The organism is Candidatus Kapaibacterium sp., assembly GCA_023957315.1.
In the GTDB taxonomy this organism is placed as follows: domain Bacteria; phylum Bacteroidota; class Ignavibacteria; order Kapaibacteriales; family UBA2268; genus PGYU01.
The window spans coordinates 1-13,994 of the sequence record JAMLHE010000023.1 but is presented as its reverse complement, the minus strand read 5'-3'; the positions used below and the strand labels follow the sequence as shown (position 1 = coordinate 13,994).

The 13,994-nt window shown below is 37.7% G+C and carries 12 protein-coding genes; 6 read left to right on the top strand and 6 right to left on the bottom strand.

Translation table 11 applies throughout. The features are described from left to right. Positions 1 to 2: 2 nt before the first annotated feature. Genes M9949_14770 through gltX form a run of 3 tightly spaced genes read right to left on the bottom strand, consistent with a single transcriptional unit; the run spans position 3 to position 3,327 of the window. The gene (locus M9949_14770; GenBank protein ID MCO5252669.1) at positions 3 to 1,406 is read right to left on the bottom strand and encodes a sigma-54 dependent transcriptional regulator; all 1,404 of its coding nucleotides are present in this window, start codon (positions 1,404 to 1,406) and stop codon (positions 3 to 5) included. Between the two features lies 1 nt (position 1,407). Continuing rightward, a complete protein-coding gene (locus tag M9949_14765; GenBank protein ID MCO5252668.1) occupies positions 1,408 to 1,872 on the bottom strand; it encodes a hypothetical protein in 465 nt (154 codons plus the stop codon). Between the two features lie 3 nt (positions 1,873 to 1,875). After that, the gene (gene gltX, locus M9949_14760) at positions 1,876 to 3,327 is read right to left on the bottom strand and encodes a glutamate--tRNA ligase (protein MCO5252667.1); all 1,452 of its coding nucleotides are present in this window, start codon (positions 3,325 to 3,327) and stop codon (positions 1,876 to 1,878) included. Between the two features lie 412 nt (positions 3,328 to 3,739). Here gltX and M9949_14755 point away from each other — a divergent pair, with 412 nt between their 5' ends. Next, the gene (locus M9949_14755; GenBank protein ID MCO5252666.1) at positions 3,740 to 4,540 is read left to right on the top strand and encodes a hypothetical protein; all 801 of its coding nucleotides are present in this window, start codon (positions 3,740 to 3,742) and stop codon (positions 4,538 to 4,540) included. A gap of 592 nt (positions 4,541 to 5,132) precedes the next feature. On the opposite strand, the gene M9949_14750 is transcribed toward M9949_14755, so the two are convergent. Then, positions 5,133 to 6,020 (bottom strand): DUF4249 domain-containing protein, encoded by an 888-nt coding sequence (locus M9949_14750; protein MCO5252665.1) that lies wholly within the window; start codon positions 6,018 to 6,020, stop codon positions 5,133 to 5,135. A gap of 15 nt (positions 6,021 to 6,035) precedes the next feature. Then, positions 6,036 to 8,354, bottom strand: a complete 2,319-nt coding sequence (locus M9949_14745; protein MCO5252664.1) for a TonB-dependent receptor — start codon at positions 8,352 to 8,354, stop codon at positions 6,036 to 6,038. A 148-nt stretch (positions 8,355 to 8,502) separates the two neighbouring features. Between M9949_14745 and M9949_14740 the strand changes: the two genes are divergently transcribed. Both M9949_14740 and M9949_14735 read left to right on the top strand, forming a co-directional pair. Then, the gene (locus M9949_14740) at positions 8,503 to 9,153 is read left to right on the top strand and encodes a hypothetical protein (protein MCO5252663.1); all 651 of its coding nucleotides are present in this window, start codon (positions 8,503 to 8,505) and stop codon (positions 9,151 to 9,153) included. A gap of 93 nt (positions 9,154 to 9,246) precedes the next feature. Then, positions 9,247 to 10,164 (top strand): TIGR01777 family oxidoreductase, encoded by a 918-nt coding sequence (locus M9949_14735; protein ID MCO5252662.1) that lies wholly within the window; start codon positions 9,247 to 9,249, stop codon positions 10,162 to 10,164. Here the strand turns inward: M9949_14735 and M9949_14730 are convergent. Then, on the bottom strand, positions 10,148 to 10,750 hold the full coding sequence (locus M9949_14730) for a rhomboid family intramembrane serine protease (protein MCO5252661.1): 603 nt from the start codon (positions 10,748 to 10,750) through the stop codon (positions 10,148 to 10,150). The two genes, M9949_14735 and M9949_14730, sit on opposite strands and share 17 nt — an antisense overlap. A gap of 124 nt (positions 10,751 to 10,874) precedes the next feature. Here M9949_14730 and M9949_14725 point away from each other — a divergent pair, with 124 nt between their 5' ends. From M9949_14725 to M9949_14715, 3 genes are all read left to right on the top strand, one after another. Continuing rightward, positions 10,875 to 11,588 carry a T9SS type A sorting domain-containing protein gene (locus M9949_14725; protein ID MCO5252660.1) on the top strand — a complete coding sequence of 238 codons (714 nt, stop codon included), beginning with the start codon at positions 10,875 to 10,877 and terminating at the stop codon, positions 11,586 to 11,588. A 3-nt stretch (positions 11,589 to 11,591) separates the two neighbouring features. Beyond that, complete coding sequence (locus M9949_14720) at positions 11,592 to 11,801, top strand: hypothetical protein (GenBank protein ID MCO5252659.1); 210 nt, start codon at positions 11,592 to 11,594, stop codon at positions 11,799 to 11,801. A gap of 621 nt (positions 11,802 to 12,422) precedes the next feature. Continuing rightward, positions 12,423 to 13,994, top strand: a 1,572-nt coding sequence (locus tag M9949_14715; protein MCO5252658.1) for an IgGFc-binding protein, incomplete at its 3' end; no start/stop codon positions are given.

The window sequence follows — 13,994 nt, the reverse complement described above, 5'->3', positions numbered from 1 at the left end:
CCTCATTTTTTATTTGAACGAACTCTAAATATTTGCACATTTATTCCATACTTACGAATTTTATTGTGTAAAGTTTCGCGGCTTATTGCTAAAGCTGCGGCAGATTTGCTCACGTTCCCATTGTTTTTTTCGAGTGTTGCTTCAATTTTGCGTTTATCGACTTGCGCAATATCTTCTTTCAGAGTTGAGTTGCCTGTAATGAATTGTTCCGGTGTTTCGGAATTGTGATGACTTTTCATGCCGCTATTAATGATTTTGTACAAATCATTGACTTCGACTTTTTCGGTACGAGTGGTTTGCATTGCTACGCGTATTACACTGGCTAATTCACGCACGTTGCCGGGCCACTTTTGCTCTGCCAAAAATTCAAGTGCTGACGGAGATAAAAACTTAGTTTCCGAGTAATCTTCATTATGCTTTTGGATATAAAACTCAGCAATATTCGGCACATCTTCCTGCCTTTGAGCCAAATTAGGCATATTGATTTCACATTCGCGTAATCGGTGATAAAGCTGCTCTCTAAATCGTGATTCTCGCATTGCAAGAACCAAATCCTTATCGGTAGCCGAAATGAAACGAATATCAACTTCTTCGCTATTGACGGAGCCAACTTTGCGGACTACTTTTTCTTCGATTGGAATAAATAAATTTGATTGCAAATCCAAAGTCATTTCGCCGATTTCATCTAAAAACAAAGTGCCTTTGTTAGCTTCGTGGAATAAGCCCCGCTTTGTATCCGTAGCACCTGAAAATGACCCTTTGATATGACCAAAAAGCTCGCTTTGGAATAATTCTCGTGGAATATTTGGGATGTCAACGGTAATAAAAGGATGCTTGCCGCGACGACTGATAGCATGAATGGCTTTAGCAGCGAGTTTTTTCCCTGTTCCGGTTTCACCTGTGATCAACACATTCAAATCCGTTCTGCCATAGCGAATAATACTGTCGCCCACGTCCAAAAGTGCCTTGCTCCGACCCATTAAGCCATGAGTTTCCAGAAAGCGTCTGATTTCCTCTATTTCAGGGGCTGATTCGGTATAAATGCTGCTTTGCAAAACTTGTTTGATTTGTTCTTTGCTTATTGTACTTTTTTCGATAAAATTCACGGCGCCCAGCTTAGTAGCTCTCACAGCCGATTCTATCGTGCCTTTTCCGGAAATCATAACTACCGGAATATATGGATGATTACGTCGAAAGATTTCGAGTAAGTCAAGTCCGTCGTACTGTTCGTCGGGACCAAACTCAATGTCGAGCAATATCAAACTGATTTGCTTGAAAAACCGCTCAACTCTGCTAATTGCATCTGTAGGATTGGAAACTACCTGAGTCTGAAATCCGTTAGATTCGACTATTTCGGCTATTGTCGTTGCAAAATCAACATTATCATCTACAATTAATACTCTCATTTTAGTTCGTACTTTTGTTTACAGTAATAAATTCTTCCAATCTTTTATATATTGCTTTGAAATCTCGGTTGCCTAAATTGCTATGATTCGGATTCCACAATGCTCTAAATTTATAATTCATACCCGGATTGGTATATTCGATAAAATGATTCGTATCAGCCGGAACATACATTGATTGGTTTCGTAACATAACATTCATCAAATCCGAATAAAAACGGCAAAATGCTTCAGCATCTTGGATAGTTGCAATTAACTCTCCTTCCACAATATTGCTTTGAGTGGCGCCTTTATGAATTTTTCTGTCGCTTGTCAAAGTGTAATTATTTCCATTCATATCGCCTTTGATGATTTTGCCCCAATGAATCTTAAAATCCCTGTCTTTATCACCCAAGCAATCAGTACTTTTCGGTGTAGAACTGCAAGAAATGAGAATCGTAAATATTGATAGCAACAGTATTTTCATCATAATTTAAACTCCATATTTTGAAACGAAATCATCAAATCTTCCAATACATTTTTCCTTGCCAATTAGCTGCATAGTGTCGAACATACCTGCACCGTTTGGCTTTCCAGTCAAAATCAATCTCAGCGGGTGAATTATTTCGCCCATCTTTTTATTTGACGTTTTAGAATATTCTTTCGTAACAGCCGCAATTTCATCGTGCGAAAAGCTGTCCAGATTGCGGTAAATTTCAATCAAAGGTAAAATCAGACTTTGAGTTTCCGAATTCCAATGTTTAGCAAGGTACTCGCTATCAATTGGGTAATCATCAGCAAACATGTAACTTGCAAAAGTCGGGATTTCGCTCACGAAAATCACCCGTTCGCGGAATAAATGTGCAATCGCCGCAGTTTTTGTGCTATCTTCGGACTTAAATCCATGCTTAGCCAATTCGGTTTCGAGCATGCCGCCGAGCGATTCAGCGGGTAAATCTTTCAAATATTGTTGCTGCATCCAATCCAATTTTGCAGTATCGAAAACAGCGCCACCCTTGTTCACTTTTTCGAGATTGAATAAGCCGATTAGCTCCTCAATTTCGTAAATTTCTCGGTCTGCGGTCGGATTCCAACCCAATAGAGCAATGAAATTGACAAATGCATCACGGAGATAGCCTTTTTCGCGGAAATCTTCCACTGCGACCGAGCCTTGCCTTTTGCTGAGTTTGCTCTTATCGTGATTGAGCAAAAGTGGCAAATGTGCAAATTGAGGCGATTGCCAACCGAAAAACTCGTACAACAAGACATGCTTCGGCGTTGATGGCAACCATTCTTCGCCACGAATGACGTGTGTAATGCCCATTGTGTAATCATCAACCACGTTAGCAAGATGATAAGTCGGGAAACCGTCTGATTTGAGCAAGATTTGGTCATCAATATCATTCGTATTGACGGAAACATCGCCACGAATTAAATCTTGGAAGCGAACTTCGTGATTTTCGGGGACATTGAGACGCACGACATATTCTGCACCACTTTCGAGCAGTTCTTTAGTCTTTTCCGGTCCTAAAGTGAACTGATGTTTCATTACTTTGCGGTCGTACTTTGTGTCGAAGGAATCAGTTTTGCTTTCGCGCATCGCAGCAATCTCATCTTGAGTATCGAACGCATAATAAGCATGACCGCTACCAATCAACTCCGCGACGTATTTTTGGTAAATCGCCAAACGTTCGGATTGGACATAAGGACCGAACTCGCCACCTATATCAGGACCTTCGTCATATTCGACGCCTGCCCATTTGAGCGAATCAATCAACATTTCGGTGGCATTTTCCACCAAACGCGTCCTGTCGGTATCTTCAATTCTCAAAATCATCGCACCGCCATACTTACGTGCAAACAAATAGTTGTACAATGCCGTACGCAAGCCGCCAACGTGCAAGTAGCCCGTAGGTGATGGTGCAAATCTAACTCTAACTTTCATCAATTTTAATTTTCTTAATTTTACATTTTAACGAATACGCAAAATAACTAAATTTTTCCACATTTCTAATGAAGTCAATCAGATTAGGGTGAATTTTGGCAAGGCTAATTTTCGATTTGCCACATCAATTCTTAAATTCCCCTCTTGAGGGGTGTCTGCGAAGCAGACGGGGTGGAATGCACTTTTAAGAAAATTTGCTTTTATCGTAGCATTTTTGTATGTTTGCATGTGGGATTAAAATATTTCTGATGATAGGCTTGAAAATTCAAAATTTGAAAGATGGAACAACGAACATACATAGATACTTCAGTTTTCGGGGATACTTTGAGGAAGAGTACTCATAGATTATCTTATCTACGAGATACTCCTGTGTTAACTACTTTTTTGCCACTATTCAATAGAGGATATCAAAATGGCTTTATTTAAAAACCATAGCTTGAAGCATTCAAAATTACTGAAAGCTTTTGCTTTAATAATTGTAATTTTGAATATCAATTATATGATTGCGCAAGATGAAATTGATAACAGTACTTATGATGATGAAGTGCACAGAATAAAGGAATTAATCCTTGATTACGATTTGAAGCACAAATCTCGTTTAATTAAATTACTAAAAAGATCGTTTAGAAAAATTGATTTTGACACTTCGAATATTATTTTGATTCCCCGTTTATTATTTAATGATACAGCTAAATATCTAACGGGAGAAGTTGTTTATAAGCGTTTAAATTTAAACCCTTCTTATTCTAATTCCGGAGATATTATTTTGCATCTCGATTCTGATAGACCAAATAATTATATGCGGATTGATTTAATAAAAAAAGACCATTATTGGACAAAAGAGATAGAATATAGTAATAATAATAAAAAACCCCCAAGTAATTCCAGATTTTCAATTAATCCTAATGATTATTGGTTTTATGTTAGTCAACATCCTGATTTAGATAAATTTTCCAAAATTTTTAGATTTTATAAAAATTTAACTACTTTTTGTCTATCTGGAATTAGTAGTTCCGGTGGTTATATTGTTGGAGGACCTGATATAACCGCATATTTCATATTTGAAAATCAGATATATGAACAAGAATTTTTATTTTTCAGAGATATTAATTATGAGTTTGATAAAATTAGCGCTCTTGATACCAGTATAACTAATAAGCATAATTTAGAGAATATTTTAAAAGAAACGTTGTATTATAAACACCAAAAGTGAAAATGAATAAAAAGGATACATTCCCGTCCCGTCAGGTGTTACACCTGACGGAAGGCATCTATCTCATCCTGAAATACGTTGTCGTAACACCCTTAAACAAAATTGTAGGGACAGAACAGCGTTCTGTCTAAATAGCTTCTACTCCAAAGGGGTTAAATATCTATAACAATTAGACGTACGAGCATCTTCGCCTTACCCCGAAGGGGTTAAATCTACATATAATCGTTTTCGCGATATACAAATCTCCCCTATACTTTTGTTATAGATATTCAATCCCTTCAGGATTGTTGAATATTTCGCAATTTCTTCCCCCGCATTTCATACGGGGCTATTTACATTTAATCCCTTACGGGATTTTTCACAATGATTATAATCTGTCCATCTTGTAATCTTGATAATCCTGTTCAAGATAGACAGAACGTTGTTGCGGTCCCTACAAAATCCGTCGGGGTGAGGTTTCTTAGTTTCTCCACGAATGAATTCTTGGGCTTTTTTTTGGACAGAACGCTGTTGCGGTCCCTACATTTAAGATGTGCCACACCTGCCAAGTGTGGCACATCTACGTAATGCAACAAATATTCGTCTATATTTCTTACGGTTGATTCTTGTACAAGAAGATTTCTTTTTCTACAATCGAGGCGGAACCGAACACGCCGTAGCCGCCTTTGATGCTGTTTAGGAGCGGGTCGGTGGCAGTTGATTGGGTAAAGAAGACGTTCTTGAACCAATTTAGCATGTTCGGGTCGGGATTGAACATCGCAATTGTTTGCAGCCCGAACCACTTGAATGCAAACCATACTGCCGCAGTTTCTGTGTTGCCGATTAATCCCCAATTTGTAACATTTTTATATGTAAAATCGAAGTCTTTGTTTTTGCTCAAAAAGTTGTAGCAACGGCGATTCGGCTCGTCTGTAGCCGGAGTTAGGTATTTGCCATAATTTAATGTATCTAAGTGCTTTGTGCGAACCAAGAAATAATTTACGCTATCAACCTTAGTCCACGAAATCTTGAGCGAATCCACTGATTCCAATTTCAAAGTGTCCTGAGGGTAATATAATGGTGTTTTGGGCTCGTCAATCCATGCAAATGTTTTAGGCGTTTTGGTGGATGAGGTTATTATTTTGCCGTCCGTAGTCGTAATTTTTAACTCATACAAAGTCTCTGCTTTGACAGTGTCGTCCAAATCGGGATAGTAATAGCCCGGAGTTTCGCCATCTTGATATTCGAGCGTAATAGTTTTGTTATCGTAAGTAAGCTGCACCACTGCATCTTTAATCAATCCGCTCTCCGGATTGTATTTTTCGGAAATAGATTGAGTATTTTTTAGAATTATTCCCCGAATCGGCTCTCCTACAATTAAATATCCTTCTACATATTTTTCCTGAATATAATCAGTCGGTGCAGGGTCTTCGCATGATGCAATAATTGATATAAATCCGATTAATATTGCAATTTTGAGATAATTATTTAAATTTTTCATTGTTTTTTCTCCTAATTAAAATTTTAATTCAAATGAAAATGTCGGGATAATCGGCAATAATTTAATATCTTCTACAACTGTCTCGTCGCCTTCGGTGTCGTATATTCTCATCAAAATATCTCTTCGATTATATACATTGTATATATCAAAATTAATTTTAAATGGTAATTTGAACAAAGTAGTAACATAGCTTGCGTTTAGATTTAATTGGTGCGAATTCGGCATACGCAATCCGTAGCGTTGTGATGGGATAACTTTTCCCCATCCGTGATTGTCGCCCGGCATACCTGTTTGGAATCGTGAAGTTGCCCCTGTGTATGATTGTCCGCTTTGGTACATAAATGTTGCACCTACATTCCATTTTTCGTTAATTTGATATTGAGCAACGATTTTCAAGTCGTGGCGACGGTCATATTTGGGTCTGAATTCTTCACCATTATTTATACTGTCGAATTTCGCATAAACCCATCCTAAGCCATAGCCTATCCATCCGGCTAATTTGCCGAATTGCTTTTGGAGGAAAATTTCTCCGCCGTATGAATACCCTACGCCTGAAAAGAATATATCTTTGACATCTGTACCTTCAAGTGTTGTTTTATTAACTTCGCTGATATTTTCCAAATCCTTGTAGTAAAAGTCAACGTTCAAGTTGTAATCGGGAATTGGCTCTGTCTCGAAGCTAAGTATATAATGATATGCCTTGCTTGGGTCAACAGTTTTATCGGTAGGAACCCAAGTGTCGAATATCGAAAAGTTTTCGTCTCCTGCCAATCTCAAGTATTGGTGAAATATACCCCAAGATGCTTTGACGGCATATTTGTCTGTAATTTGGTATCGTAATGCAATTCTTGGGTCGAAAAGTGAATGCTCCGAATAATCCCAAAAATTCCATCTCAAACCGGTTTGGAGCGAGAACAGTTCGGTGATTTTATAGTTGATTTGCGCAAAAGCACTATAAACCCAATCGTGATAGAGCATATTCATTATGCTGCCGTCGTTGGTGCCCTCTTCGATTTCGCTATCATCACCACTAAAATTACGAGTATATTTGAAAATGTAATTCGTCACATCAATTCCTGTAACGGCTGTCAAATTATCGGAGACAAACCATTCTAATTTTGTTTTGAAAGAATAATCCGTTATCGAATTATTCATCGTAACTACATAACCCGATGCTTCTTGTCTGAAACCTTGGCTATAATAGCTCGAAGTCACATTGTTTACCATGAACAAATTATCGGCAAGTATTCTTGTCCATCTCATCGAACCCGCTTTGTTGCCCATAAATAAATTCATAGTCACGCCACTTGCATCAAAATCGAAATTATCATCGCTCAAGAATCCGCTTAGGAATACTTTGTCGTTATCACCGAAATCTTGTGTTACTTTTGCGTTGAGGTCGTAGAATCCAAAATCGGGAATCGGGTTTTCGGGGTCAGTGTCTATCATTCCTTTTATGAGGTCAAAATATGTGCGACGACCGCTAATGAACCATGAACCATTGCCCAGAGGACCTTCGAGAGCAAGTTTAGAAGAAATAATACCTGCTGAAAGCATCCCTTCGAATTCATTCCGATTTCCGTCTTTTTGAGTGATATTCAATACTGAGGACAAACGACTCCCGTATTCTGCCGGATAGCCACCTTTGATTAGCTCTACATCTTTGATTGCATCGGAGTTGAATGTAGAAATAAATCCAAACAAGTGCGAAGGATTATACACTGTAGAACCATCTAATAGCACAAGGTTTTGGTCCGGCGAACCACCACGAATGTACAATCCGCTGGACATTTGCGATGACGTCAATACACCGGGTAACATCTGAATAGTTCTGAACACATCAGATTCTCCGCCGATGCGAATTTCTTTGATTTGTTGAATCGGGATATTGACTTTGCTAATCGAAATTTGCCGCGTTTCGACATCGCGGTCCGCAATCACAGAAATTTCTTCCGTTGTGATATTGAGTCCTGTCAGCATTATATCTTTTCTCACACTAATGCCCTTTGTCAAGGTGATTTTCTCCTCATAAGGAGTATAACCAACAGATGTAACGCGTAAAGTGTATTCACCGGCAATTATCGGGCTTATGGAATAGTAGCCCAATTTGTTAGTGTATGCTCCCTTCTTTGAGTCTTTCAACACTACTGTAGCGCCGATGAGAGTTTCGCCGCTTCGTTCGTCTTTCACATATCCACTAATTGCTGCTTCATCGCCGAGCAGCACCGCTATGTCTTGGCTCATTACATTATTTTGAGCCGCTATCATGATTACTAATGCAGACATGAACATTAATAATGACTTAAACTTTGAGTTTTTTAAAATCTTTATCATAACCACTTTCGTAAGGTAAATAAAAAATCATATCCTAATACGTAGAGATTTTTAAAAAGTTATACTTTTTTTTTTAGATACTATTTAAATTAAAAATTTTAGTAGATTTGCATATTGAAATATGTTTTAATACAATTTAAGTTTGCAAATGGGAAAGAAAGATTATTTGAATGAATTTGACGACAAAGCAGTAAACAAAGATGTGAATAAGATAATCATGGTTGTTTCTCTATTAGTCTTAGTAGCAGCTACAATCATGATATACATTTACATATCCTTCGACGACCCCGTTGAATCGGAAACTGTACTAACGGATGAAGTAAGAAGCAAAGCGAAATTTATGGATTCGTTGCGGCAAGGTGTGCAAAAAGAAGCTCTGCCTGAGAAATATGACGAAGATGAAATCCGAATTGTAGTGAGCGAAGAGATGCTATACGAGAGAGCCACTCGTAAAAAAGATGATGTTTCGGCTGTGAAATACACTATTTCTTATGATGTGGATTTACAATCAGTCGTGGACAAAGTGTCATTCGTATTGAGCAAACTTAGCTTACCGGTGCAGAAATCCGAAACTGAAAGTACAGTTACATTCGCTACTGATTATCATGATGCTTTCAACAAGACCCCGAAGTCTGCTGTTAGATTCAAATATCAAGTTGAAATCGATAAAGCATCACCACGAAATGTGAGAATGCTTTATTACTACCACAAAAACGATAATCCACCAAATGGTGGCTTGACAGATGCAAATGATTACTTTAACAAAACATTTGTAGCAAAAATCAAAGAAGCCTTTTAGCTCAATTCGATTTTTCGCATTTGCTTCGATACCAATTTCGCAAATTTGGAATCGTCCATTATAATAAGTAAATAATTACGAGCGGCAACAAATATGAAAATAATATCAGTAATCGGCGGCACAGGACTTATCGGCACACGTTTAGTAGAATCACTCTTAAGCTCAGGCTATGGCGTCAGGCTTTTTGTTCGCTCACTTGTATCCGCACGAAGTAAATTTGATGATAGAGTTGAAATTTTAGAATGGAAACATGATGTAGCGTATCTCGCCGCTTTGCTGAGTGGAAATTTCGGGATAATCAATTTAGCCGGAGCATCGCTTGCCGATGCTAAATGGACGGAAGAGTATAAAAAAGAAATCATTCAAAGCCGAACTCAAACGACAAGTTTGATTGTAAATGCAATTGAAATGGCACCCGAGACTCCCCAAATTTTGATTAATGCATCAGCAATCGGGATTTACGGCTCACAAGGGGCGAACTTTTTGACTGAGCGAAGTGATACCGGCAATGATTTTTTAGCCCAAGTATGCAAAGCGTGGGAGCATGAAGCGTTGAAGGCTCAAAGCAAAACCCGAGTTGTCGTCCTCAGAATTGGTATTGTGCTATCTTCCAAAGGTGGAGCTTTAGAAAAATTACTACTACCGTTCAGACTATATGTCGGCGGTGCTCTTGGCGATGGCAAGCAGTATTGGTCATGGATTCATATTGATGACCTCGTGGCGATGTTTTCTTATGCACTGATAAACGACACTATGACAGGCGTTTATAATGCGGTGGCTCCGAATCCGGTCAAAGTGGACGAATTCGCCAAAATTTTAGGTAAAGTAATGGGCAAACCGTCACTCTTCAAAGTGCCCGAATTCGTTCTTAAAGCACTTTTAGGCGAATCTGCAGAAATGGTTCTCTCGTCGCAAAACGTCTCGGCGCACAAGATTTTAGACAAAGGCTTTTTGTTCAAATTCCCTGCATTAGAAGAGTCGCTCAGAGATTTGCTCAAAAACTCCCGATAAAGTGATTTATAATCCCCGGAAACAGTATAATCATCATTATAACTCCTGTGAGAGCACCGTAAAAGTGGGCATCATGATTGATGTTGTCGTTTGCTCTTTTGGCTGCAAAATAAATCCATAGCAAGTATAGCATCCCAAAAATCCATGCAGGTATTGGTATCGGTATCGGAAATATCATTATACCGGCATTGGGCATCAACATTATCGAAGCAAAGAGAATTCCCGATATTGCCCCGGAAGCCCCAACGCTGCCATAACTATAATTATCTTTGTGCTTGATGACTGTCGGGATTGAACTTAGTACCAAACTAACTATGTAGATTATCAAAAAATTGACCGAACCTATCATTTGCTCTAATTTGAAGCCAAAGAAATAGAAAGTCAACATGTTGAATAGCAAGTGCATCAAATCAGCATGTAGAAATCCGGACGTTATGAGAAGATAAAATTTCTTTTCGTGTACAACTTTCGGAGGACTCAGCACCCAAGAGTAATACAACTTGTTGTTTTTGTATAAAGTATATAAACTGATTAAGACTGTGACAGCAAATATTACTATTGCAACCGGAGAATTTCCTATATCCATAAACTTTTACTCATCTAATACGTATTTAACATAACTGTGTAAACTTTTTAAATTGATTTTTATTGACACATTTGGGAACTTATTTTTGTATTTTCGTGTAAGTTTGTTTTGATATGAAGTTTTAATGAGACTAATTTTACTTATGGTTTTGATGGTTTTTGCTTCGAGCACAATGCTGCATTCGGAACAGGTAGCCTATACGCTGAAGGACAATAGCCTCAAAGTTTCACTCACAGACCTCTATACAAACTGTTGCTCTGCTTATATTGGCGATTACTCAATCAATCAAACAGAGAACACCATAAGAATTGTAATCACAGATACTTCAAATCAGCGTTGCAGATGTATGTGCAACATTGACTTAGAATACACAGTCGCAAGTATCCAAAAGGGCAAATATAAAGTCTTCGTCTATCTTGACGAACTCAAAAAGTATGGTTATCCGAAAGATATTAGGCGATTGATTTCCAAACACGACATAGAATTCGCCAAAGAATGTTTGGAAGAAGAATTGCAAGGAAAACTCAAACAAAGCGTATGCAAAACCACAAATAGTGTCATTAGCCGTAGCGAAATGAAATCTGAAATAGAAGTATTCCCCAATCCGTCTAATTCAATGGTAACGATACGTTTTTATTTGAAAGAGCGTAACGATGTTGAAATAAAAATACTGAACTTCTTGGGGAAAGATTTGATGACAATGGATTACAAAGGATTGCCCGAAGGAGTCAATACAGTTTCATTTAGTGCCGGCGATTTGCCATCAGGAATGTATCTCGGCAAATTGATGACAAAAAGTGGAAATGTCAGTTCATTTAAAGTTGTTTGGTCGAAATAAATCATGAAAATACTTCTTATCTTAGGCTTAATATTAAGCTTCTTTCTATTGCTTTTCGGGCTTGGCATCAGATTCATAAAAGGGATGCTGAAGCCGTTTACAGGATTTGGTAATCCTAAACAAGCTCGTACAGACAAAAGCAAAGAAATAATCTACCAAAAAGACGACATCGTGATTATGAAAGGCGATGCCGACAACTCTACCAAAAGTTGAATCAATCGCTCCAGGAATATGCTTTTGAATGCCATTGTACACGAACAAATTTTGCTTTCGCCTTATGCTTTACGCGAAGACATAATCGTAAACCAATTTTAAACCAAGCAAATTTCAAAAAAATACCTCATAAGTTAGAAATTAAGAAAATATTTTTATTATTTTTTTTTCCAAAATATTAATAAAATTCTGTTATAAGTGTTAAACTATCTCTTGGATATTTTTCGCTTTTATACGATGCTATCCATGAAGCATTTAGTGAATGTAATTAATAGCATGAATTTTATTACAATGCAAATTATTTATAATCATATAAACCATAGGTGAATCAAAGCGAGACAGCTATTAATAGCAAAATATTATTATGCAGTTTTATTCTTCAGGTGATAATTCATACGAAACTAAAATGTTTGCAAGCCTAATAATTTTATTAAGTGATTATTTTTGATTAACATTGGTTCATTAATCTTGATAATGACCATGGACACTAACAAAAAAAAATATAAAATAAATCAAAAAAAAATGTAACAAATCAAATTTTCACTTGTTATTTGTATATAGAAAGAGTACTGAAATTTAAAAACATTTCATATTTATTGTCATATTAAGATTGGAGGATTTATGAAAACCAAAATTACCCTATTGATAATCATGGGTTTATTTCTTGCAGGATTTATTCATAATAGTGCAGTCGCACAAGACGATTTGGTAGATTCGTTTAAAGAGAATCTGCCACAATTATTAAATTCGAACAATGCAGGTACATTATTCTGGATTACGTTTCATCCATGTTACGAGGATTCAGGTCCCAATAATGCCTTACGTATTTATGTGTCATCCGCCGTTGCTACAACAGTAACTTTAGAAATACCCGGATTGGCTATTATGAGACAAAAAGTCACTATTCCAAATGACGTTATTGAGTTTCCTCTGCCTGTAGCAGAAGGTCAAGCGTATTCTAAGGGTGGTCAAATGTCAGGACCCCCTCTACCAGCTCAGGTATGGGAAGGTAGAGCAATCAAGATTAGTGCAGACTATCCGATTATTGTCTATGGTGTTACTCGTTTCCGATATACATCTGACGGTTATTTAGCACTACCCGCGAGTTCGTTGGGGAAAAAATATCAGGTTGCTTCTTATGAAGACCCTACTAATAATACTAATCAATACTTTCCATCATTTACAAGTATTGTAGGTGTTTATGATAATACCAAAGTAACATTTCGTCTTGGTGGTTTCGAGAACGCGCGGGTTCCACTTTTAGATGGTTCTGAACTCAGAGCAAATGAAGTAATGAGAACTACAATAAACGAAGGTGACATTTGGTTGATACCGGGTATTGGAGCTTTCAACGACCTAACCGGCAGTACAATTAATGCTACAAAACCTGTTAACGTACTCTCCGGAAGTTTCTGCGCCTATATCCCATCATTTACACCGGCTTGCGACTTTATTATTGAACAAGAATTGCCCGAAAATGTTTGGGGTAAAAAGTACCACGTCACACCAATTCAAGGCAGAAAAAAATATACTATTATCAAAATCTTTGCTAAAAAACCTATGACGCAGTACTTTTTCGATGGATTACCTTCCGGTACAATTCAAAGTGCAGGTGGTCTGAGAGAAAGAGGTTGGATGGAAACTCGTGCAGGAGCTGATGACAATCCGCGTCCCGTTGTAGTTTCATCTAAAGAAGCTATCAACGTTGTGCAATTCAATCCGGGACAAAATGATGATGGCATTGAAAATGACCCCTTCCAATTGCAACTTTCACCTCTGCAACAATATCAAACAGAAATCGTATTCAACACCCCAGGTATTCGTGGTGGGTTTGGTTTTAAAGATAATTTTATCAATATTGCATACAAGGCTACTATTGATGGCGGACTTCCACAAGATATGGAAATAGCAGAAGTTATTGACGGACAATTCAGATGGATTCCTCTCGAAGCATTTTCCGGCAATCCGGGAACTCCTTTCAATGATTTTGATGAAGACGGAAGAAGGTATTATTCAAAAACCATCAGATTGTTATATGACGGTGTTTACAAACTACGTGCAAATGACCCATTCGTAGCTTATGCTTATGGTTATGACTGGTATGACTCATATGGTTTCCCGACTTCAGTCGCAACTGCTGACTTGGAAACACCCGATACTTTAGCACCTTATGTTACTTTCATGCAGGACTGT

Bases quoted from the DNA above. Each gene is read 5' to 3' on its own strand.
- M9949_14725 (MCO5252660.1), top strand. From the start codon at position 10,875: ATGAGACTAATTTTACTTATGGTTTTGATGGTTTTTGCTTCGAGCACA.
- gltX (MCO5252667.1), bottom strand. From the start codon at position 3,327: ATGAAAGTTAGAGTTAGATTTGCACCATCACCTACGGGCTACTTGCAC.
- M9949_14765 (MCO5252668.1), bottom strand. From the start codon at position 1,872: ATGATGAAAATACTGTTGCTATCAATATTTACGATTCTCATTTCTTGC.
- M9949_14770 (MCO5252669.1), bottom strand. From the start codon at position 1,406: ATGAGAGTATTAATTGTAGATGATAATGTTGATTTTGCAACGACAATA.
- M9949_14720 (MCO5252659.1), top strand. From the start codon at position 11,592: ATGAAAATACTTCTTATCTTAGGCTTAATATTAAGCTTCTTTCTATTG.
- M9949_14735 (MCO5252662.1), top strand. From the start codon at position 9,247: ATGAAAATAATATCAGTAATCGGCGGCACAGGACTTATCGGCACACGT.
- M9949_14755 (MCO5252666.1), top strand. From the start codon at position 3,740: ATGGCTTTATTTAAAAACCATAGCTTGAAGCATTCAAAATTACTGAAA.
- M9949_14730 (MCO5252661.1), bottom strand. From the start codon at position 10,750: ATGGATATAGGAAATTCTCCGGTTGCAATAGTAATATTTGCTGTCACA.
- M9949_14740 (MCO5252663.1), top strand. From the start codon at position 8,503: ATGGGAAAGAAAGATTATTTGAATGAATTTGACGACAAAGCAGTAAAC.
- M9949_14745 (MCO5252664.1), bottom strand. From the start codon at position 8,354: ATGATAAAGATTTTAAAAAACTCAAAGTTTAAGTCATTATTAATGTTC.
- M9949_14750 (MCO5252665.1), bottom strand. From the start codon at position 6,020: ATGAAAAATTTAAATAATTATCTCAAAATTGCAATATTAATCGGATTT.